This is a genomic window from Acinetobacter beijerinckii CIP 110307, from assembly GCF_000369005.1.
Taxonomy (GTDB): Bacteria; Pseudomonadota; Gammaproteobacteria; order Pseudomonadales; family Moraxellaceae; genus Acinetobacter; species Acinetobacter beijerinckii.
In genome coordinates this window covers 357,347-380,059 of sequence record NZ_KB849765.1, presented here as the reverse complement: position 1 = coordinate 380,059, position 22,713 = coordinate 357,347, and the positions used below count along the sequence as shown (strand labels likewise).

The 22,713-nt window shown below is 38.2% G+C and carries 22 protein-coding genes; 16 read left to right on the top strand and 6 right to left on the bottom strand.

Annotation, left to right across the window (positions count from 1 at the left end; translation table 11 throughout):
• Positions 1-24: 24 nt before the first annotated feature.
• The 9 genes from F933_RS07400 to F933_RS07360 all read left to right on the top strand — a co-directional run bounded on the left by F933_RS07400 (position 25) and on the right by F933_RS07360 (position 9,098).
• Positions 25-1,446, top strand: coding sequence for an FAD-dependent oxidoreductase (locus F933_RS07400; protein ID WP_005059932.1), 1,422 nt, complete (start codon positions 25-27; stop codon positions 1,444-1,446).
• Between the two features lie 170 nt (positions 1,447-1,616).
• Positions 1,617-2,507, top strand: a complete 891-nt coding sequence (locus tag F933_RS07395) for a metal-dependent hydrolase (protein ID WP_005059930.1) — start codon at positions 1,617-1,619, stop codon at positions 2,505-2,507.
• 178 nt (positions 2,508-2,685) lie between these two features.
• Entirely contained in the window at positions 2,686-3,276 is a 591-nt protein-coding gene (locus F933_RS07390; RefSeq protein WP_005059927.1) for a LemA family protein, read from the top strand.
• A gap of 36 nt (positions 3,277-3,312) precedes the next feature.
• The gene (locus F933_RS07385) at positions 3,313-4,368 is read left to right on the top strand and encodes a TPM domain-containing protein (protein ID WP_005059925.1); all 1,056 of its coding nucleotides are present in this window, start codon (positions 3,313-3,315) and stop codon (positions 4,366-4,368) included.
• Entirely contained in the window at positions 4,362-4,922 is a 561-nt protein-coding gene (locus F933_RS07380) for a TPM domain-containing protein (protein WP_005059924.1), read from the top strand. The genes F933_RS07385 and F933_RS07380 overlap by 7 nt, the downstream gene beginning before the upstream one ends.
• Positions 4,923-5,327: 405 nt before the next feature.
• Positions 5,328-5,861, top strand: a complete 534-nt coding sequence (locus F933_RS07375; RefSeq protein WP_378236438.1) for a pilin — start codon at positions 5,328-5,330, stop codon at positions 5,859-5,861.
• A 211-nt stretch (positions 5,862-6,072) separates the two neighbouring features.
• The gene (locus F933_RS07370; RefSeq protein WP_005059914.1) at positions 6,073-6,597 is read left to right on the top strand and encodes a pilin; all 525 of its coding nucleotides are present in this window, start codon (positions 6,073-6,075) and stop codon (positions 6,595-6,597) included.
• A gap of 45 nt (positions 6,598-6,642) precedes the next feature.
• Complete coding sequence (gene tfpZ / locus F933_RS07365) at positions 6,643-7,377, top strand: TfpX/TfpZ family type IV pilin accessory protein (RefSeq protein ID WP_005059912.1); 735 nt, start codon at positions 6,643-6,645, stop codon at positions 7,375-7,377.
• 80 nt (positions 7,378-7,457) lie between these two features.
• Complete coding sequence (locus F933_RS07360) at positions 7,458-9,098, top strand: O-antigen ligase family protein (RefSeq protein ID WP_005059910.1); 1,641 nt, start codon at positions 7,458-7,460, stop codon at positions 9,096-9,098.
• A gap of 61 nt (positions 9,099-9,159) precedes the next feature.
• On the opposite strand, the gene bfr is transcribed toward F933_RS07360, so the two are convergent.
• The 6 genes from bfr to gmk all read right to left on the bottom strand — a co-directional run bounded on the left by bfr (position 9,160) and on the right by gmk (position 14,058).
• Complete coding sequence (bfr, locus tag F933_RS07355; RefSeq protein WP_005059904.1) at positions 9,160-9,624, bottom strand: heteropolymeric bacterioferritin subunit Bfr; 465 nt, start codon at positions 9,622-9,624, stop codon at positions 9,160-9,162.
• Positions 9,625-9,858: 234 nt separating this feature from the next.
• Positions 9,859-10,053 (bottom strand): bacterioferritin-associated ferredoxin, encoded by a 195-nt coding sequence (locus tag F933_RS07350; RefSeq protein ID WP_004776027.1) that lies wholly within the window; start codon positions 10,051-10,053, stop codon positions 9,859-9,861.
• Positions 10,054-10,229: 176 nt separating this feature from the next.
• Positions 10,230-10,610, bottom strand: a complete 381-nt coding sequence (locus F933_RS07345) for a RidA family protein (protein ID WP_005059901.1) — start codon at positions 10,608-10,610, stop codon at positions 10,230-10,232.
• Between the two features lie 158 nt (positions 10,611-10,768).
• Complete coding sequence (locus F933_RS07340) at positions 10,769-12,877, bottom strand: RelA/SpoT family protein (RefSeq protein ID WP_005059899.1); 2,109 nt, start codon at positions 12,875-12,877, stop codon at positions 10,769-10,771.
• A 209-nt stretch (positions 12,878-13,086) separates the two neighbouring features.
• Entirely contained in the window at positions 13,087-13,365 is a 279-nt protein-coding gene (gene rpoZ, locus F933_RS07335) for a DNA-directed RNA polymerase subunit omega (RefSeq protein ID WP_005052184.1), read from the bottom strand.
• 69 nt (positions 13,366-13,434) lie between these two features.
• Entirely contained in the window at positions 13,435-14,058 is a 624-nt protein-coding gene (gene gmk, locus F933_RS07330) for a guanylate kinase (protein WP_005059895.1), read from the bottom strand.
• Between the two features lie 102 nt (positions 14,059-14,160).
• Between gmk and ispH the strand changes: the two genes are divergently transcribed.
• The 7 genes from ispH to F933_RS07295 all read left to right on the top strand — a co-directional run bounded on the left by ispH (position 14,161) and on the right by F933_RS07295 (position 22,688).
• Positions 14,161-15,111 carry a 4-hydroxy-3-methylbut-2-enyl diphosphate reductase gene (gene ispH, locus F933_RS07325; RefSeq protein WP_005059891.1) on the top strand — a complete coding sequence of 317 codons (951 nt, stop codon included), beginning with the start codon at positions 14,161-14,163 and terminating at the stop codon, positions 15,109-15,111.
• A 138-nt stretch (positions 15,112-15,249) separates the two neighbouring features.
• Positions 15,250-15,774, top strand: coding sequence for a pilus assembly FimT family protein (locus F933_RS07320; protein ID WP_005052176.1), 525 nt, complete (start codon positions 15,250-15,252; stop codon positions 15,772-15,774).
• Positions 15,774-16,316, top strand: a complete 543-nt coding sequence (gene pilV / locus F933_RS07315; protein ID WP_005059890.1) for a type IV pilus modification protein PilV — start codon at positions 15,774-15,776, stop codon at positions 16,314-16,316. Before F933_RS07320 ends, pilV begins: the two co-directional genes overlap by 1 nt.
• Positions 16,316-17,326, top strand: a complete 1,011-nt coding sequence (locus tag F933_RS07310; RefSeq protein WP_005059888.1) for a PilW family protein — start codon at positions 16,316-16,318, stop codon at positions 17,324-17,326. The genes pilV and F933_RS07310 overlap by 1 nt, the downstream gene beginning before the upstream one ends.
• A complete protein-coding gene (locus F933_RS07305; protein ID WP_005059886.1) occupies positions 17,323-18,165 on the top strand; it encodes a PilX N-terminal domain-containing pilus assembly protein in 843 nt (280 codons plus the stop codon). Before F933_RS07310 ends, F933_RS07305 begins: the two co-directional genes overlap by 4 nt.
• Positions 18,166-18,183: 18 nt before the next feature.
• Positions 18,184-22,122 carry a PilC/PilY family type IV pilus protein gene (locus F933_RS07300; RefSeq protein ID WP_005059885.1) on the top strand — a complete coding sequence of 1,313 codons (3,939 nt, stop codon included), beginning with the start codon at positions 18,184-18,186 and terminating at the stop codon, positions 22,120-22,122.
• Positions 22,110-22,688 carry a type IV pilin protein gene (locus tag F933_RS07295; RefSeq protein WP_005059884.1) on the top strand — a complete coding sequence of 193 codons (579 nt, stop codon included), beginning with the start codon at positions 22,110-22,112 and terminating at the stop codon, positions 22,686-22,688. Before F933_RS07300 ends, F933_RS07295 begins: the two co-directional genes overlap by 13 nt.
• Positions 22,689-22,713 lie beyond the last annotated feature (25 nt).

The window sequence follows — 22,713 nt, the reverse complement described above, 5'->3', positions numbered from 1 at the left end:
CTGCGCCTACCCACGGAGAGAGACATGGCAGAACGCCTCAATAATGACTTTCAATTTCTGGATGTAGCACGCCAAGATCCAGAGAAAAAAGATATTACTGTCCGCAAAGCAGAGTTTGTGGAAATTTATAAACCCTTTACTGCGGAAGTGGCTGCAAATCAGACCCATCGTTGTTTAGGCTGTGGTAACCCATATTGTGAATGGAAATGTCCTGTACATAACTACATTCCAAACTGGTTAAAGCTGATTGCGGAAGGTCAAATTTTCCAAGCAGCTGAACTTTGCCATCAAACCAACACCTTGCCAGAAGTCTGTGGTCGCGTTTGCCCACAAGACCGTTTATGTGAAGGTGCATGTACCTTAAATGATGGTTTTGGTGCGGTGACGATTGGTAATGCTGAAAAATATATCAATGATACTGCTTTCGCTTTAGGTTGGCGTCCAGATATGTCTGGCGTGAAATGGACCGATAAAAAAGTTGCGATTATTGGTGCAGGCCCTGCTGGTTTAGGTTGTGCAGATATTCTTGCGCGTGGTGGTGTAAAACCAGTCGTATTTGATAAACGTCCAGAAATCGGTGGTCTTCTTACATTTGGTATTCCAGAATTTAAAATGGAAAAAGATGTAATGAAGCGTCGTCGTGAAATTTTCACGGATATGGGGATTGAATTCCGTTTAAATACTGAAATTGGCGTTGATGTTACGATTGAACAATTATTAGCTGAATACGATGCTGTATTTATGGGTATGGGTACTTATACCTATATGAAAGGCGGTTTCGCAGGTGAAGATTTAGATGGCGTTTATGATGCTTTAGATTTCTTAATTGCCAACGTCAATCGTTGCCAAGGTTGGGAAAAAGACCCAAGCGAATACATTAGTGTCGATGGTAAAAAGGTGATTGTTCTTGGTGGTGGTGATACCGCGATGGACTGTAACCGTACTTCATTACGTCAAGGTGCGCATGATGTGACTTGTGCTTATCGTCGTGATGAGAGCAACATGCCAGGTTCCGCCCGTGAAGTGAAGAATGCCTATGAAGAGGGTGTAAAATTCCTGTTCAATCGCCAACCGATCGAAATTGTTGGTGAAAATGGTAAAGTGACTGGTGTTAAAGTGGTGACTACCCAAATGGGTGAGCCTGATAGTCGTGGTCGTCGTAGTCCTGAGCCGATTCCTGGTTCTGAAGAAATCTTACCAGCAGATGCAGTATTGCTTGCATTCGGTTTCCGTCCAAGCCCAGCTGATTGGTTTGGTTCTGCGAATGTTGGATTAGATGGTTCAGGTCGTGTTGTTGCGGCTGAACAACAAGAATTTAAATTCCAAACGTCTAATCCAAAAATCTTCGCAGGTGGAGATATGGTGCGTGGTTCTGACCTTGTAGTTACCGCTATTTGGGAAGGTCGCCAAGCAGCAGAAGGTATTTTGGACTATCTAGGTGTGTAAACGAAATACACTGTAAAGCTTGTAAAAAGGAAGTCTGCGATATGCAGGCTTTTTTTACATCTTATCTTTTTGGTAGTTTTGGCAAACGATCTAAGCATTTTTGCCCTGTCCATATGGTTTTCTCAGCGTAATACTCTAAAACAGTATAGAAAATGATGTAGGGAATGAAGATGTCTCTTGCAAATGTGAATGTGGAAAAAAACTATTTAAATCGTCCCAAAGCTTTGGGTATCACTGTACGACGCTTGCAATTTAACCCTAAAAAAATTAAACGGCATTATTTTGCAAACTCCCCATTTATGTCGCATTTGCTGACTGCGCTGTCTTCAACCTTTCCAATAGGTGAGCAATTTTTTGTAAATAGCGTACGTAATGTGCGAGACAAAGTAACTGATCCCAAATTACAAGCGCAGATCGCAGCATTTATTGGGCAAGAAGCGATGCATTCTAAAGCGCATACTGAATTTAATGATGCTTGGCGTAGGGATGATTATCAGCTTGATCGTTTTCAAGCGTGGTTGGCAAAGCAGGACGACACTTTAAGAAAAGCGCATCCGAAATTACAGCTCGCTTTAACCTGTGCATTTGAACATTTTACCGCGATGCTTGGTGGTTATATTCTTAAACATCCAGAAATTTTAAGTACACTCGACGAAGATGCGATGAAACTTTGGGTTTGGCATGCGATCGAAGAAATCGAACATCGTTCAGTGGCGTTTGATGTTTATCAAGAAGTATATGGAGATGATCGCATTCGCCGTTTGTTGATGCGCAGTGTGACGACTGGATTTGCGAGTTTAACTTTCTACGCAACCTCGCGTTTAATTTGGCAAGATAAGTGGAAAAGTATTCCGAAGTTAGGTGGTAATCTATTTGGTGTGTATCTGGTGAGTAAAATGCTTTTGCAATTAATTCCAGAATATTTGTCTTATTACCAAGCAGATTTTCACCCCGCCAAACATGATTACACGAAATTGGTCAATTATTGGAAAGCGCGAATGGCTGATGAATATGGCATGATTAGTTTTCAAGAAGAGACTGCTTCTAAAATTTATAGCTAATAAACTTTTAAAATATCAAAAAAGCTTAGCGCGGCATTACATCAACATGATTGGGTAATGCCTTTTTTATTTAATCTAAATATAAATCAACTTAAATAAATGTTACACAGCCTGCAAAAAATCTCATTACAATGAATTATCGCAAAAAATATAAAGAAAAACTTGAGGATAAATTTTTATGAAAATGATCAAACACACCGCTCTTGCAACAGTATTAGCAAGTACACTGCTATTTACAGGTTGCGGTTATAACACCTTACAAGTCAAAGATGAGGCAGTCAGTGCTTCTTGGTCAGAAGTACAGAACCAATATCAGCGCCGTGCTGACCTTGTTCCAAATCTTGTTAATGTGGTGAAAGGTTATGCTAAACATGAAGAACAAGTGCTTACAGAGGTGACCCAAGCACGTTCAAATGTAGCAGGTTTAAAAGTCGATAAAGAAGTATTGGAAGATCCAGCTTTGTTTGAGAAATATCAACAAGCGCAAAGCCAATTAACAGGTGCGCTATCTCGTTTGATTGCTGTTTCAGAAAACTATCCTGATCTCAAAGCCAATGAAAACTTTCGGGATTTACAAGCTCAATTAGAAGGAACTGAAAATCGCATTGCTGTGGCACGCAATCGTTATATCACGACTGTCCAAGATTATAATTCTTACGTTCGTCAGTTCCCTCAAGTGATGACAGCAAAAGTCATTGGGATGAAAACCAAAGAGAACTTTAAAGCAGAGCAATCAGCACAACTAGCCCCAACAGTTTCATTTAACTAATAGTTGAAACTGTTTTTAAAAGATAGGGAGTTCGGTATGTTGATAAAATTAACGCAAAAAATAAAATATGTTTTGATTATTTTTTTTGCGCTGCTTTGTTTTCAGCATACCGTTCGGGCTGAGGTTGCAACAGCAACAGATCAAAGTGACGTAATTGTCGCAGCGAAAATCATTCAAGATCAGCAAAAAAATACTTCTACTGTACCATCGCAAAAGCCTGCTGAAACACCTGTATTGCCCACGGTCATCAATGATATGCAGGAAGGTGAATCAATTCGTGGTTTACCAACTCTAAATCAGCCTGTGATTGATCAAGCAAAAGTGCTAAGTGATGCTGAAATACAGCAACTCAATAAGAAAATTCTCAGTCTGTATCAGCAAGGCAAAGCTCAAATCGGTGTGATTATTGTTCCAACGACTGGGCAGGAAGCGATTTTTGATTTTGCACTGCGTACAGGAGAGAAGTGGCAGTTAGGTTCTGCCAAACGTGATAATGGCTTATTAATAGCAATTGCGGTGAATGATCGCAACATTCAAATACTTACAGGTTATGGTTTAGAGGGTGTATTACCTGATGTGGTATTGAGCCGAATTATCCGAAATCAGATCACCCCTTATTTTAAACAAGGGCAGTATGCACAAGGCATTTCGGCAGGTCTGGATGAAGTCACCCGAATTGTTAATTTAGATCCAGAAATCGCACAACAATCTGCTCAAGAACTCAAAGAGCGCCATGAACAAGCGATACAAGCTCAACAAGCAAAAGATAGTACCCTTATGATGGCAATATTTATCTTGATTGCAGGTGTAGTCGGATCATTTATCGTTGGCAAGCGATTAAGTGCATCAACGGCTGCTGTGGCTGCTACAGTTGCTGGTTTAGTTAACGGTGCAGGTTTTCTCATGAGCTTATTGCTTGGAGTCGGTATTTTCTTTTTACTGATCACTTCACTTGCTCAACTTATTTTCCAAACCTTTCTATCGGGCGGTGGTCGCGGTGGCGGTGGAGGTGGTTTTGGCGGCGGCAGTGGCGGTGGTTATAGCGGCGGCGGCGGTAGTTTTGGCGGGGGAGGCGCATCAGGATCATGGTAACTAAGACAGATACAACAGAAATCATTACTCAGCCGAAACTGGATGACTATGTACAACCAAGTTTAAAACGCTGGTTTAAGCATTTCTTTTATATTTCATCGACACATCGATATTTTACTAAACAAGATCGACAACAAATTGCCCAAGCTGTGCAGCAAGCTGAAAAAGGGCATGTAGGTGAAATACAGGTGGTGATTGAGGGACATATACCTTGCTCACAGGCTTATCAGCAAAATACTAGATTACGCGCACAACAATTGTTTGCTGAATTAGGAGTGTGGGATACCGAGCTTAATAGTGGAGTGCTACTTTATCTGAACCTATGTGAGCGTAAAGTCGAAATCATCATTGATCGTGGCTTAAAAAACGCGACACAGACTGAAATTTGGAACGAGATTTGCCAGAGCATGGTCTTGCTGCTTGCTCAAAAGCAATATCTACCAGCGGTGACAAAAGGTGTCATCGAAATTGGACAGATTTTAGATCAGTACTATGTAAAGTTAGATATTAACGATCAAAATGAACTGCCAAATGAGCCTATTATTCTCAACTAAAGTGATGTTGAATGTACTTTAGGCATTTGGTTTTTTTTTAGTTGTATATAGATCACTTATTTTGTTTAAAAGCCCATTTATGTTGTAATCAATCCGATGAGTGGTAAATAAAAAATAATATTTTTTTGTGTGATCGATTTCGCTCAATTTGACTAGTCTTAGAAAATAATCAAAGTTAATGGATGGGGAGGTTAATAATTTAGTGTGAAATATGACATTTATTGTCATTTTTTTTCATTAAGCGTCTAAATTGCGCTAAGAATAATCAAAAGGAATATTGTTTAAGTCTCTGTTTTTTTGAGTTAAAATTGGCTAAGCTAAGGACTGGCATAAAACATGCTAAATACTAAGTAGCTGAAAAAAGCTTATAAAAAATTTATACATTGGAGAAATGTTATGAAATCAATGCAAAAGGGTTTTACTCTAATCGAATTGATGATCGTTGTAGCGATTATCGGTATTTTGGCTGCAATTGCGATTCCTGCTTACCAAAGTTATACAGTACGTACAAAAGTAACCGAAGGTCTAACTTTAGCAAATGCTGCGAAAACAGCTGTTGCGGAAACTTTCTCAACTCGTAACTCTGGTACTGTTGCTGCTTATGCTGGTACAGGTGCTTCAGTTGCTGGTTCTTATGGTTATGAATATACTGCAGGTGAGAATGTTGCTTCAATTGCAATTGCTGAAATTACCAATGTAACAGCTCCAGTTTTAAATACATCTGGTGTTATTACAATTACTTATGCTGGTCAATTAGCTACTTCATTAGCTTCGACTATTCGTTTAGTTCCAGGTAGTGGAGCGGTAGCTAGTGCAACAACTGGTTTACCACCTACAGCGTTGGTTCAAGGTCAGCCAATTGTTTGGGGTTGTACTTTAGCATCTGGTGCTGAGGCAGCATTCAAATATGTACCTGCTAACTGCCGTTATGCAAACTAATTAACTAATTTTTATAATAAAAAGCGCATCTTCGGATGCGTTTTTTATTATCTTGAAAGTTGTAATATAAGTAATTTTATTGTGAGTTTTTGACAAATTTTGTTAATATAATTTTTTTATATGTTTTAAGTTATTGTTATATATTGAAAATAAAGTTGGCATCAAATTTGTAGTTATATAAATCACTTAATGGTTGAAAAGTGGTTGAATAATGAAAAATATAAAAGGATTTACCTTGATTGAGTTAATGCTAGTAGTTGCAATAATTGGTATTCTTGCAGCTATTGCTATTCCTGCTTATCAAAACTACACGGTTAGAACGAAAGTTTCGGAAGGTTTGGTGCTTGCTAGCGAAGCAAAACTAGCAGTAGTAGAGACATTAGGTTATATGATCAGTGGTAATATAGTTTCATACAGTGGCACTGGTCCTAATCTAGCTGGTTCGTACTCTTATCAGTTTACCCCAACTGAAAATGTCGCAAGTATAAGTATTTCTGGAATTGCAAATCTAGCTACACCAGTTATGGATGAAGGAAGCATAGAAATTCAATACAATGGTGTCATAAACACCAATCTAAGTTCAAATATCGTACTTACTCCAGGCTCTGGAAGTGTCAGTGGATCAGCTCGACCAAGTGCTGCAGTTGTGCCTGGTCAGCCTATTGTTTGGGGGTGTGGGGTGCGTTCAATTAATGCATATAAGTATATTCCGAGTAATTGTCGCTATATGCTTTAATGAATAGAATATTGTGGTTTAAGAAATGGAGTATTAAGAATAATTATGTCTTCGCGTATAAAAGCATTTTTAATTCACGGATTGATTTCAATAGGTATTGCATTACTAGTTATCGCTCTTGTTTTTTTTATTTGGTACCCAGCACCTTTAGCAAAGGCTGTAGGTGTTACCCATATATTCTTAATGATGTTGGCGATAGATGTGATTCTAGGGCCCTTGTTAACGCTGCTAGTATATAAAGAAGGTAAAAAAACATTAGTTTTCGATTTAACAATTATTGTTATCTTGCAAGTGTCTGCACTTAGTTACGGTTTATGGACTATCTCTCAAGGACGCCCCGTATGGTTGGTATTTAATGTTGATCGTTTTGATAATGTTCGAGTCAATGAAATAGATAATCGAAATATTGCAAAAGCACAGCAACAGTATCAAAATCCATCTTGGTTTTATCCTCAATGGGTTTCAGCGAGTGCGCCAAAAAATGTTGAAGAAAATAATAAAATAACCTTTGAGTCTGTTTTTTCTGGTATAGATATTGCTCAGCGGCCTAATTTGTATTCGCCTTTATCGAATCAAACCAATCGATTACAACAGAAAGCTATTCATCTTAAAGAGTTGTATAAATATAACGATAAATCCTTAGTCAAGTCTACTTTGTCTATATACCCTCAAGCCACAGGTTATGTCCCACTCAAAGCTAATGCAGTAGACATGACTGTCCTCGTCAATAAGGAAAAAGGTGAGGTTGTTAAAATTGTAGACTTGCGTCCTTGGAAATAGTTTACTTCTGTTAAAGAACAAATTTGTTTAAAAGAGCTTCGTTGTATAATACAACCAAGCTCTTTTTTTAATTCGCAAATATGCAAGCATTATGCTTTTTCTTCGCCATTATTTTTATCAGTTTTGCTTGGCTATCACCGTTTCATACCTATCCGTGGGTGACTTTTTCGAGTGAGCTATCGAGCTTTGCTGCTGCGCTAGCAATACTAGGATTATTTCTGAATCAAAATATAAAGCTTGCAAGACCTCAGATTTGGCTGATTCCTTTTCTACTCATTCCATTGATTCAGTTCAGTTTTGGATTAATCACTGATTTTAGTGTTGCGTTTCTTAGCTTTTCATATCTTTTAGTTTTTTGGTTAATGATCATAAGCGGATATAACGTTGCTTCTAATAATGAAAAACGTGAACGAATTATGACGGGATTGAGCTATACGGTTTTATGTGTGGCTTTCATAAGTGGTTTGTTTGCGGTGATACAGTGGTTAAATTGGGAGTCACATTTTGGATGGGTAATGGCTTTAAAAGGCAGTAGACCTTATGCCAATTTCGGACAGCCCAATAATCTTTCAACTTTCCTAATTATGGGATTGTTGGGCGCGTTGTATCTATATGAAAAGCATAAAGCCTCGCTATGGATGCTCATTCCATCAAGTGTATTGGTACTTTTTGCAGTATGTTTAACACAATCAAGAACAGCTTGGATTGTTTGTATTTTTATTTTTTTCTATTGGATTTATAAACAATATAAGTTGCAACCAAGATTTAATTTTCCAAAATTGCTCATGTGGTCACTAGCATATTTTATATTGGCAGGTTATTTATTACCTCTCATTGCTGAGTTGATGTCATATAGTGCTGGCTCAGAGATTTCCCATACAGCTTCTATTGTTGAGCGTGCTGGCTCTGGGCATGAGCGAATTGGAATGTGGATACAAATTCTCCATGCAATCGCTGAGCGTCCTTGGTTTGGTTATGGATGGAATCAAACCAGCATAGCAGTAGTTGAGAGTATTCATTTCAATACGGTTCAAGTTTGGTTTAATAGCGCTCATAATGTCTTTTTGGATTTATTAGTTTGGAATGGTATTCCTCTTGCGACCTTATTCATTGCTTATATCGCATTATGGTTTTTCTGGTTAAATAAGCAGGCTAAAGATATAACCTCTATTATCGCGATTCTGATGGTTTGCACTATCCTTATTCATGCGATGCTAGAGTTTCCTCAACGCTACGCCTATTTTCTTTTACCTATGGGTTTTTTATTAGGTCTCATTCAGGCGCAAACGCCAAATTTAAAGGCAATAAACGTCAATAAGAATGTCACTCGTTGTCTTTGGTTAGTTTCAATAGTGGTTTTATTATTAGTTTGGAGAGACTATAAGCTTTTTCAGGAAAATAGTCGTTTAGTCTTCAAGGGAAAAACGCCTTCAGAAGAGATTTTGGGTAGTTCGAAAATTTTATTGCTGACACAATTTCAGCAACGTTTAGATTGGATTGCTTTGAATCCAAAAACGAAGTTCTCTGAGACTGATTTAGAGCTTTTAGGTGAAATGGTCAAGAATAAGGCTACACCTTATAACCTGAAAAAGTATGCTCAATTGTTGGTATACAATCAAAAAATTAATGCTGCTGAGCAGCAATTGGTTGTATTAAATCGATTATATAAGCAGAAGCTGAGTTTGGCTGAGATTATCGAGCTGAATAATAAAAGTAAGTAAAATAAAAGCCCTAATCAGGGCTTTTATTTTTTGAGATTCAATCTAAATAAGAATGTCTAAGTTAGATTTGGCTTTGAATATAGTTTTCAATACCAACATTTCCAATCAAATCAAGTTGAGTATCGAGCCAATCCCAGTACTCTTCTTCTTTTTCTAGAATTTCCTGAACTAGATCGCGCGTCACATAATCTTGTTCAGCTTCTGATAATTCAACAGCTTGCTTGAGTGTTTCAATATTCTCTTTAACTTTGCGAATATCACAAGTTAAAACTTCTTCAGTATGTTGACCGATATAGAGCTTACCTAAATGTTGTAAATTGGGTAGACCTTCTAAGAATAAAACACGTTCAATAATTTTATCGGCATGTTTCATTTGGCGAATAGATTCTTTGTATTCAGCAGAGCCAAGTTGTTCAATTCCCCAGTCATTAAACATGCGAGAATGTAAAAAGTACTGATTGATAGCAGTTAAGTGGTGGTAAAGCACTTGATTTAATTGATTAATAACTTCGCGATTACCTTTCATTGCGCTTACTCCATAACACCAAACGATGCCCTAAAACTAAGGCAATTTTTATTATAGTAATAAACAAATAGTGATCTGGCGAGTAATTTATAGAACGGCAAATGAAAATCACAATCAAAAACATCCTAATATGATTATGATTTATATAAAAAAACCGCTTAAATCAGGACGGTTTATTGTTCTGCAAGAAGCGGTGGAGTCGTAAATAATTGATTAAACTTTGAAAGAAATCAATTATGCAGCAATAGAAATACGTGCGGCAATTTCAGCCAGTTCATCGCTGATAATTGCGCGAGCTTCTGGAGCACAACGTCCACAGCAAGTGCCTAGGTCAAGCAAATCACGAATTTCACGATAGCTTTCTGCGCCATTAGCAACGGCGTCTTTGATATCTTGATCGGTGATTCCACGACATAAACAAACATACATGGGAGTGATCCACAAATACTAATGCGATAATTGATATTATTGATAATTATTATCGTTTGTCAATGAATTTCATTCTATTAACGAATAAATTCTTATTGAGAATTTGAATAAAAAAAGACCGCCTGATCGGCAGTCTTTTCTAATTTTTTTATCTAATTGAAAAATATAAATATTATTTAAGAAATAATAACAATGCCATCCATTTCAACCAATGCATTTTTAGGGAGACTTGCTACACCCAATGCCGCGCGTGCAGGATAAGGCTGAGCAAAATATTCCCCCATAATTTGATTCACTAATTGAAAGTGCGATAAATCTGTTAGGAAAATATTCAGTTTCGCAATATCAGCCAAACTTCCGCCAGCGGCAGTACATACCGCTTTCAAGTTATCAAATACACGTCGAATTTGTGCTTCGATGCCGTCTACAAGTTCCATACTATAAGGATCTAAACCAATTTGACCAGAAAGATAGAGCGTATTGCCAACAAGAATTGCTTGAGAATATGTTCCGATAGCGGCAGGGGCGTGTTCAGTATGAATAACTTGACGTGACATTAAGCTCTCCTATGTCGTTGTTTCTATCTTAAACAATGTGACTTTAACACAAAAGTATAATTACTGAATGACCGAATACTGGTTAGTCGCCATTGTTGAATAATATTCTAGGATTTTATTTTTTATTTAGAATTGATAAGAAATACAAATACTTTCTTTTAACCAACTTTGGCAATTTCAGGTTGAACAATTGGCATATTCAAACGCTCAATTCTAGGGAAACCAAAGTGCATACGTAAATCACGGATAATTTGGGCAATTTGATTACGATTACTCACCACTATATTGACATAGGTTTTTTGGTCTTGCGAATGAACCATTTCTACGCCAGTTTTCGCTTTACGACATTGATAAATTAACTCAGAAATTTGTTCATCATCCATTGTCATATGAATACATAAATAGGCACTGAAGCGAACATCGTCAATTTCTTCTGATTGCCAGTGTAACGGCATAATATTTTCTGGGTGTAAATGTTGTTCGTGCAAAAGGTTGCGGCATTTAGAGCGATGTACAATCAAACCACGACGTGATAAATGACCTTGGATCGGATCACCTAAAACTGGATTACAGCAATGCGCGTATTTTACATCTACACCATCTGTGCCGATGATTAAACGATCTGAAGTCTCATGATGCTGGGTATGATAATCTTGCGCAAACAAATGATTCGCAACCAATTGTGGGAGTAAATCTCCAACCGCAATTTGTTCAAATAACGTATCTTTGCTACTCAAATGTCGCCATTGCAACACATTCATCCAATCAATTGGAGATAAATCATCTATCGAACGATTGAAAAGTTTAAGTGCGCGATTTAATGCTTGTTGTCCCACTAAGCGTTGTTCATCAATATCTTGTTCGCGTAGCATATTTTGTAAGGCGCGACGAGCTTTTTGAGTATTAATAAAGCTTAACCAATCAGGATTTGGAGTAGCAAGAACATCGGTGATAATTTCAATCACCTGCCCACTGTGTAAAGGTGTTGATAGTGGACGAATTTCGCCATCAACTTTTGCACCAACAGCATGGTTACCTAAAAACAAGCTGGCAGAATAGGCAAAATCTACAACAGTTGCACCTTGTGGCAATTCATGTAGTTGTCCGTGAGGGGTGTAGACCCAAATTTTTTCCTGATGTAAATAATCAAGCAAATCGCTAAAAGTGGTTTTTGCACATTCACCATCAATCAGGGTATTCAAGTTCTGCATAGAAGCTTGAATTGCAGAACGACAGGCTTGAGGCGCATTTTCTCCAAGCACCACGCCAAATCGTGCAGCTTTACGCATCAGCTCGGTTTGAATAGTGAGTGATAATGTTGTTTTCTCACCTTTGAGCTTAATCATTAAAGATTGATTACCACCCGGTAATGGGCGGCGAATATAATCGTTATATTGTAAAACTTGGAAATTATCTTTTAATGCTTCAACGAGACGATCACAGTCTGCAATACTATTTAAAATAATTTCAAAGGCATGGCTATGACTGAGTTCATTTAAATCAATTTCACTTTTTACGAAATGACGTAGTAATTCAATATTATTATTTTTCTTCTTAATACGGCCTTTCAAATCATATGCTTTCAATAAATCAGAAAGTTTTTGCTCCCAAACTGCTTGATATTCACAGCGTTTAGGTTTTGTTTCTAGCAATGCGGTTTGCACATCATTAAACATATCTAAATCAAGATTTTGATAACAGAGATGTTCTAAATTATCCGCCATCTCATTCATGCCGACCAAACGTGCCATTGGTACGAAAATATCAAAGGTTTCTTGGGCAATACGTGCGCGCTTATCAGGACGTAATGCGCCTAAGGTGGTCATATTATGATAGCGATCAGCGAGTTTAATAATAATGACACGAGGATCTTGTAAGGTTGCTTGTAAGATTTTTCTAAAAGATGCAGCCTTGTTATATTCTTTATCACTTGAATGGCTGAGCTTGGTTACGCCGTCAACAAGTTCGGCGACAACAATACCAAATTTTTGCCCAATTTCATCTTTGGTAAATTCAGTGTCTTCAATTACATCATGTAATAACGCTGCCATAAGCGTGTCAGCATCTAAACGCATGTGCGCTAAGATACAACTCACTGCGATAGGGTGAAGAACGTAGGGCTCACCACTTTTACGTGTGATACCGCTATGTGCTAAATCAGCAAAATCACAGGCAGCAAGAACTCGTTGAACGGCACTATCTTTTAGATAGGCTTCAATGATGACTTTGAGTTGTTGCTTGGCTTGGCTGACCTCTTCGCCTGGCATAAAAAACACCTTTTTTAACATGAATTCAATAATGAATAAGCTTAGCTTCTAATGAAAAGCATATTGATAAACTTGTCAATTTGTTCGTTATAAAAACTCTTAAATTTTTTCAATGAAACATATTGTTTTTACCAATATATGACAGAATTTTCATTAAACAAAAAAGCCCAGTGTCTTCACAATGGGCTTCTAAGCAAAGCAAATTTTACTTAAAAAGTAAAACCTTCTAAATTTAATGAATTAGTTGATAACACCATATCAAGATTTGATGTTTGATAATCTTGATCACGTTGTTTCAAAATTTCTTTAGTGACATGACCCGCTGCAATTTCGCGTAAAGAAACAACGGTTGGTTTATCGTTGTCCCATTCTACAGTTGGTTCCATACCTTGACGTGCCAATTGACGTGCACGTTTACTCGCCACCAGTACTAACTCAAAACGGTTATCTACATGGTCTAAACAATCTTCAACGGTTACACGTGCCATAAGTTGTCTCGTTTGAACATCACATTTGAAAGACTAAATAGTATAAAAGGCTTTTCTATAAGACTCAAGTTATTCGCGATGTAGAGTAATTAACTTTTCAATTAACTGCTGATGACGAGCGCTTTGTTGTAGAGTAGCTAAACGATTAGCGGTAATGATTGCTTCTAACTCATGCACGGCTTTATTGAAATCATCATTGATAATAATGTAATCAAAGTTTGCAAAATGACGCATGTCCTCAACAGCACAGCTCAAACGATGTTCAATCACTTCAACAGAGTCAGTACCACGATTAGAAAGACGCTGTCTTAAATCATACTGTGTTGGTGGTAGGATAAATATTTGTTTTGATTCAGGAAAAAGTCTGCGGACTTGATCAGCTCCTTGCCAGTCAATTTCTAATAAAACATCATGACCTTGCTGTAATTGTTCTTTAACTTTTGCTTGAGAAGTTCCATAGTAATTACCAAATACTTCAGCGTATTCAATAAAACCACCCTGTTCAACTTGAGATAGAAAAGATTCTTTACTGGTAAAATGATAGTGCACACCATCAAGTTCACCGGGGCGTTGTCCACGAGTGGTATGAGAAACAGAAACATGTAAGTTGCTGACGCGATCGAGTAGGGCTTTGACTAAAGATGTTTTGCCTGTTCCTGATGCCGCAGAAACGACAAACAATAGACCCGACATGATATTTTTCCTGATATGATAAAATATCTTGGCTATTGTAGTGTAGCGTGCCGCCAAACGAAATAGCTTGGTATAAATATTCAGATCATGAGAGAGGATGTTATGGAAATCGTGTTGGCCAATCCACGAGGTTTTTGTGCTGGTGTTGACCGTGCTATAGCGATCGTCAATCGAGCATTAGAATGTTTTAATCCACCCATATATGTTCGCCATGAAGTCGTACATAATAAGTTTGTGGTTGATGATCTACGTCAGCGAGGTGCGGTATTTGTCGATGAATTAGATCAAGTTCCTGATGATTCAATTGTCATTTTTAGTGCTCATGGTGTGTCAAAAGCAGTACAACAAGAGGCTGAACGACGTGGTTTAAAAGTCTTTGATGCAACTTGTCCATTAGTAACTAAAGTTCATATTGAAGTCACCAAATATGCGCGTGAAGGCACTGAAGCAATTTTAATTGGTCATGAAGGCCATCCTGAAGTTGAAGGGACGATGGGGCAATATGATAAGTCTAGAGGTGGTGAGATTTATCTGGTTGAAGATGAACAAGATGTCGATGCTTTAATGGTGAAACATCCTGAAAAAGTAGCTTTTGTCACTCAAACAACACTTTCAATTGATGATACGGCTAAAGTCATTGATGCGTTGAGAGCTAAATTTCCAATGATTCAAGGTCCACGTAAAGATGATATTTGCTATGCGACTCAGAACCGCCAAGATGCGGTACGTGATTTAGCGGAGCAATGTGATGTGGTTTTGGTGGTTGGTTCACCAAACTCGTCAAATTCAAATCGTTTGCGTGAGTTAGCAGAACGTATGGGTAAATCGGCTTATTTGGTTGATAATGCAGATCAGCTTGAAAAAGAATGGTTTAATACTGATGCTAAAATAGGTGTAACTGCTGGAGCATCCGCACCCGAAATTTTAATAAAACAAGTAATTCAACGCTTGCAAGACTGGGGGGCAACACCACCTAAAGAGTTGCAAGGAACAGAAGAAAACATCACTTTCAGCTTACCTAAAGAGCTCAGAATACAGGTGATACAAGCCTAATTTTATTAGAAAAATGTGAAATAGAAACGGATGGATTGCGCTCCATCCGTTTTTTTATGTTTCTTATCTGCTTTGTATTGGTTCTGTACAATATCGGTTTAATATTAATATAAGTAAAAAATTTTTAGGTGTTAAGCGATGGGGAAAAGTCGAGGATTCACCTTAGTTGAGTTAATGGTAACGATAGCTATATTTGCAGTTATTGCAATGATGGCTGTACCAGCTTTTGGGAATATGATGACAACACAAAAGCTAAACTCGTCAACACGCGAATTAGCTATTGCGATTAATCAAGCAAAATCACAAGCAGCTATGATGAAAACGACTGTAGCATTGTGTCTAAATAAAACTAATACAGATAATGATTTTACTAAAGATGAATGTGCAAGTGCGACTATACCTGAATATACAGCAACTAGTGGATCACCCCCTTTACCCAATTTAACAACTGCTCAAAAAGATGAAATTTTAAAAAGTCGAGTTATTTCCGTCCAGATTGATCCAAGAATTACAGTTGAGTCTACGAGTTCAAACGCGGTGTTATTTAATGAAATAGGTAGTGTAACTGCAACACAAACATTTATTTTCTGTAAGTCTGGTGAGCAAAGAACCGTACAAGTAACACGGTTAGGGAATATTCAGAAAACGTCGGGGACTTGTTAATGAATACTTATAAACACCAAAAAGGTGTAGGACTTATTGAAGTCCTAGTTGCTTTATTGCTACTTGCAGTTGGGGTGTTGGGTTATACAATTTTACAATTAAGAGCGGTTGATGCTTCGAGCGAAGCACTGATGCGTTCTCAAGGAATTATGATTTTACGTGGTCTTACAGAAAATATGCGAGCTAATTCGACTGCTCAAAGTAGTTACCCAGCGGCGGTAAGAAATTATACAAATATTACTTCTGCACCGAATACACCTTCTAAAATTTGCTTTAACCCAACTGTAAATTGTACACCAGCGCAAATGGCTACATACGATGCTTTTATTGCAGCTAAAACTGCCTTTGATATTGGTATGAATATAACAATCGATAATTGTCCTGGAGTCTCTTCTGCCCCTATTCCTAGGCAATGCCTATTTGCTGCCTGGGGCGATACGACTCTAACCGCAACAAACACAGCAGCAGATGTTAGTGCATGCATGCGTACTAATGGTGTATACGTGAGTGGTTCAAAATGTTTAATGATGGAGGCTTATTAATGAAAGCCCTACATCAAATTTCAACAAAAAGAAGACAACAAAAAGGTTTCACGCTGATTGAATTAATGGTGGCCTTGGCGCTTGGCTTGCTTATTACCGCAGCAGCAATTCAGCTCTTTACGGGAGGTTTGTTGACTTCACGTATGCAAGAAGCAAATGCTGAACTTCAAAACAGTGGAGTTTTTGGTCTAGATTATTTGGCAAGAGATATTCGACTTGCCAATTATTCCAACATTAATAATCCTGCATTAAATGAACAAACTCCTTGGGGCGGAATTGTTCTAACTGCTCGATCAGCCACGGTGACAAGTAATGTTAATTTGCCAATTCCAACAGCAGCCCCTTATATTTCAAATGGCCTACTTAGCCACAGTACAGGAACTGGTGAAACTGTAAGCACAGTCAATAATGAATGGCGCGGTTTTTCGAATGTTGATGTTTCAAGTGATCAATTAACAATTCAGTTTGTTGCACCTAATGCTATGGTCAATTGTCAGGGTGAGAATGTACAAGAGGGTGATTACGTTATTCAACGTTATTTTGTACGTAGAGATCCTGCAACAGCGACTTCGGGAACCAATTATGGACTGGCTTGTGACGCTAATTCACCAACTGCCGCTGGAGTGACGCCAGTGTTGCCACCAACAATAATTTCTGGTTTTGGTGATGCTGGTGAATTAATTATGCCAAGAGTCGATCACTTTGCTGTTCAACTCGGGGTGCGGGCTGAGAATGGTAATCTTGCCTATTATACAATTAATCAATATAGAACACTTGCAGCTACAGCCCGTGCTGCTGTTCCAGCAACAGTGCCGCCTCGAATTGTTTCAGTTAAATTGGCTGTTTTAGTTAGATCAACAGACAATACAAAAAATAATTCAATCGATTTAACCAAGAAAATTGATATTTTAAATCAAAGTGTTGAGTTGACAGATAAAGATAATAGATTCGCACGTCGTGTCTATAGCACTACAGTTGCTATTCGAAATGGCTTGGGAGAAAGAATATGATGAAAATACAAAAAATCCGTCATCAGCAACGTGGTGCGACTTTAATTGTTGTTTTGATTTTATTGCTGTTAATAACTGTGATCGGAATCATTGCTGTTCGTACAGCAATTACCTCACTAAATATTGCTACAAATAGCCAAATTGGACAGTTACTACTGCAAACTGGTGATACGCCCACAAATCAATTTCTGAATCTGTCGAGTTATGATGTTCTAAAAGCAGCCGATGTAGTAATCGGTGCTGCAATTATGGAGCAACGAAACGCACCAGGCAAGGAGTTTGTATTTTGTTATAAACCGACTTCCGAGCAGCAAGTAGCAGCAGCATTGGATGCAACTGTTTTGATCCCACCTCAGAGAAATGATCCTAAAGATACGAAAGCCACTATTGATTCAACATTAACGAATAGAAGTGGTTTCTGTAATTTACAGCAAGATTTTGGTAGTGCACGTGAAGCTGTGGTAACTCAAGTTGCGGTTAGAATTCCTACAGATGCTGAAAATCTTGCCCCAGGAGCATATTTGGAGCGAGGAGGAGACCAAAGTGCAGGTTCAATTGTACAAAACAGTAAAGGGGAAAGTTCTCGAGTAAGGGTAACAACAACTTCCATTTTACCTAATTATTCAAGTGCTAGTTTGGCAGATGTTCAACGAGATTGCATAGGTGATGCTACTGCTGTTGGTTATATTAATGATGCTCTGGATCAAGATGTCGCTGGAACTACAGGTAAAAAGACAGTCGCGGACTGTTTAACGGGTTATGGCATTCCAGTTAATGTTCAGGTACAAGAAATCATTTTACGTCGCCAAGATGTAGAAATTGCAGCACCAACATCATAAGAATAGGGGAGAATGATAATGAAAAAATTCAAAAACAGGTTAACTTCAAAGAATCATGCTCACCATATTCAGCATGGCGTTTCCTTTATGTGGGCATTTGTAGGAACTATGTTGGTTGCCTCATCTGTGGTGCAAGCGAGTGATTTACAGATATATGCAGTGCCAACGGCTGGAAAAAAAACGATTGTTATGATGCTAGATACATCAGGATCAATGAGTCCTAGCCAAAACAATTATGGTGAGGATCGCTTAGCGAGTTTAAAAACAGGGATGAATGCTTTCCTCAATAGTAATAATCCCATATTAGATGATGTTCGTGTTGGTTTGGGACACTATTCTGTTGGCGGTGATGGAAAGTCTAGCCGTATTCTAGTTAAAGCAGAGAAATTAGGTGCAGTAGGCTCAGCGCAACGTACCGCTTTAAAAAATGCAGTAAGCGGTTTAACAGCATCAGGGGGAACACCAACAGCACATGCTTATGCTGAAGCCGCGGCTTATTTGATGGGAACTTCCACTCGAAGTGAAGCAGAAATACAAAAGGATTTATATAAAAAAATTACTACTACAGATACTTATAGAGATCAATGTGATAACCCTTCATATCCTTATCTTAGAACTTATAGCAATCAAAATAGTAATAGATGCTATCAGCGGAGTAATTTTAGTGGGTCCTATATCTCAGCCACTTATAGAACAGAAACTACTATAAACTATTATAAATGTATTAGTTGGCGGACAACAGATTTTAATAATGGTGTACAGTATTGTGGCTCTGGTTCTAATAGTTATCGAACTAGTACGAGTTCATCCTATTGGCAGAATTTAGGTAGTACAGAGCCATCAGATTTCTATGGAGATGGTACAGAAACCGTTTCTGGCGTTTTATATTCATATACTTTAGAAATGCAACTTGGTCCAAATGCCGATAGTGGATTTGATAAATCCGTTGCTGATTCTAAAGATGGTCTAAAATATATTTCACCCTTACCATCTGTCGCTGATCGAGTGAGTTGTGATGGGCAAGGGGTTTATATCTTATCAGATGGTGAAGCCAATAATTCAACAAATGCGCGGTCTAAATCCATTATGTCTGCAGCGTTGGATGGTGCTAGTTTTACTTGTCCAAGTAGTGGCGGTTTGAGTACTGGTGATGCTGCTTCGTGGAATTGTATGGGTGAGCTCGCAAAGAAATTATTCGATAAAGCTACGAATCCTGCTGGTGTTTCAATTCAAACTGCTTTTGTTGGTTTTGGTAGTGATTTTAATAGTTTAACGGCAACTCATGTACAACAAGCTTGTAAATTAAGTTCTCGTACTCAAAGTGATCGTGCTGGTAATGATTCTTGCTCCCCAGGTCAAGGCACTTATGCTGTAAATAGTCCTGGTTTTGGAAACGGCGGGTTCTTTACAACAAAAACAGCACAGGGTGTTACCGATAGTGTAATTGCATTTATCAATAACTTAGGTGCTGCTCCTTTAGAGCCTCTGACTACAGGTGCAATCTCTGTTCCACTTGATGATTTGAATCCTTCTGGTTTACAGCCTTATGGTTATTTACGTGGACTTGAACCAAATCCACAAAGTAATAAAGCGGTTTGGACAGGAAATCTGAAAAAATATAAAGTAGCATTAACTGGAACGAACGAGGGTAAGTTTACTTCAGCTAATGGGACTACTTTGGTCTATGATAAAAATGGTGCATTCAATACCAATACCAAAGACCTATGGAATAGTGCAAGTGTATATAAAAATACCAGTTATGATGATGGTGGAATTATTACTTTAGGTGGAGCTTATTCTAGAGTTCCAATGCCAATCTTAGGACAAAATCAAGACTTAACAAAAAAACCTAAAGAGTATGCTTTAACTGCAACTCCAGATGCTTTACGGAAGCTATTTACTGATGTTTCTTCTACTGGCGGATCAACTTTAACAGGTGCCGCTAATGGGGCTAGTTTGTTAAGAATCCCTGAGGGACCAACGCCTAATACTGGTGTGGCATCCTATGTTTTAGGTAAATTTACTACACAAACTACATTAAAAGACTTTCCATTAGTAATTAAACAAAAACTTCTTAATTATCTTGGTTTTGCTGTGCCTTTAGATGAGGCGGCTACAGCTTTACCGGCGTCTTTATCCACGCCAATCACACCTAATTTAGCGATGGGGGGGAGTATCCATTCTTTCCCAATCCAATTAACGTATTCAGGTACTTTAGATTCATCAGGGAAATTAACGAATGTCCGTGATCAATCTGTATTATATGGAACGATGGATGGTGGTTTGCATGTGGTAAATAATGAAACAGGTGTAGAGCAGATGGTGTTCGTGCCTGCGGAATTATTAAAAAATAATGTCGCTTCTAAAGCATTAGTTAAGGGGCAAGATGACAGTAATGCTCCAGTGCATGGCTTAGATGGTGCTTGGGTTGCAGATCCAGCCTATAAAACTCAAAAAGGAAGCTCACCAACGGAAAGTAGCGCGGTCAAAGCACGTCAAATGAATGTTTACGGTGGTTTGCGAATGGGGGGAAGTAGCTACTATGGTTTAGATTTATTAGATCCTCTAGCTCCTAAATTCTTATTTAGAGTGGGCCCAGATCAAACTGACTTTAATCGTATGGGGCAATCTTGGTCCAAGCCCGTACTGACTAACGTGCGTTATAACAATAAAATCACCCGTGTAATGATTGTGGGTGGGGGCTATGACCAATGTTATGAAAATCCAAGTTTTGAATTTGGTAAAGTCTTTTCTTATACAACAGTAAATGGCGTACAGGTGCCGACAGAGTATCCTGATGCGTCTTGTGATAATGTTTCATCTGCAAAAGGTAATGCAGTTTATGTCATTGATGCCAAAACTGGTGCGCTTATTTGGTCAGCAAGTAGTGCATCAAATGCAAAAACGATTAATGCAGATATGAAGCATAGTGTTGTCAGCCGTATTAGTGCTATAGATCGTGATGGAGATGGTTTGACGGATCATTTATATTTTGGTGATTTGGGTGGACAAGTTTTTCGTGCTGATCTTAATAATACGATAGGAACGACTGCTGCAAACTTTGGTAAGCGAGTGGTTCGATTGGCTAATTTAGCAACTAATACATCAGGAACTGCATTAGGTCTGGGTAAAAATCCTCGTTTTTATGAGGCGCCGACAGTAACTATTCATGACCACGATGCTACCACTTTCATATTGGTCGGTTTAGCATCAGGAAATCGTAGTACTCCATTAGATGTTTATCCAATAATTGGTCGTGATGGTATGCTACCTGCAAATGCTTTATCAGATCGTTTGGTTAATAATGTTTATGGTGTGATTGATCGAGACTTTATTAAGTCTAATTTGATTACAGGTACTCCAACATTGGTGTCTAAAGATAAAACTTTGGCGAACTTCCAAAAAGATCCACAAAAATTGACTGGAAATATTCCAAATGTATTTTTTGGTGCTTCACCTAAGGATGGATGGTATCGTTCTTTATCAAGTAAAAGCGATGGTACAGAGACATCAACAACTGGATTCCGTGTTGCTGGTGGTATGAAAGCATTTGAAGAGCCAATAGCAATTACTGGTAATCTGATAGTTCCTGTATATGACCCACAAGGAACAGGTATTGCACCACAAAATCCTTGTTTACCAAGGGTTGTTGGGGAAACAGATCGACAATTATATAGCATTCCATTTGGTGTATATTTAAAACAGGATGGAACTGCTGATAGTGGATCTGGAGGTAAGGAGCAGTACACTGGTTTTCAAACAACTACCACGGGCTGCCCTGCAGGTGTATCGGAATGTAATGCTAATCCTATTGGTGCTGGTATTCGTGGCGTAGCATTGGTTCCTGTAGATGGTGGTGGAAACTGCCAAAATAAAGCTTTAGCAGAAGGTCCAGGTAAATGGAGTTGCAAATCAATTATTAACCCAACTCGTTGGTATGAAAAATGGATAAAATAAATAAAATATCCACTTGTCTCACTTGTTCTACTTATAGTTTAAGTAGAACAAGAGGTGGCTCGACCGGGTTTACTTTAATTGAATTAATGGTTGTCCTAGTCATAGTCGCAATTTTTACAGCTATAGCTATTCCAAGTTATCAAGAATATGTGAGACGTGCTGATGTATCGACTGTTCAACAGGAAATGCAGAAAATTGCTGAGCAGTTAGAACGTCATAAGGCTAAGAATTTTACCTATAGAGGTTTTGATCCTAATTTTATTTATAATGTTGTTGGACCTATGGATTATGTCACTTTACCAAGAGGTGCCGTAGGTTCAGCAATTAAATATACAATTACAATATATGATGGTGATGGTTCTACAAGACTTTTGACGGATGCTACAGTGCCAGCAGTAATTCGGGCGCGTAGTTGGGTTATGGTTGCAAAAACAAATAATGTCAGAAATTATGATTTGTTAATGACCAGTGAAGGACTTGAGTGCAAAAATAAAACAAAGGTAAATATTAAGTTTAATACAACGAATAAACGCTGGGAGTGCGGTGTTGGAGAAGAGTCGTGGTAATAAAGAATAAAGGTTTTACTTTAAT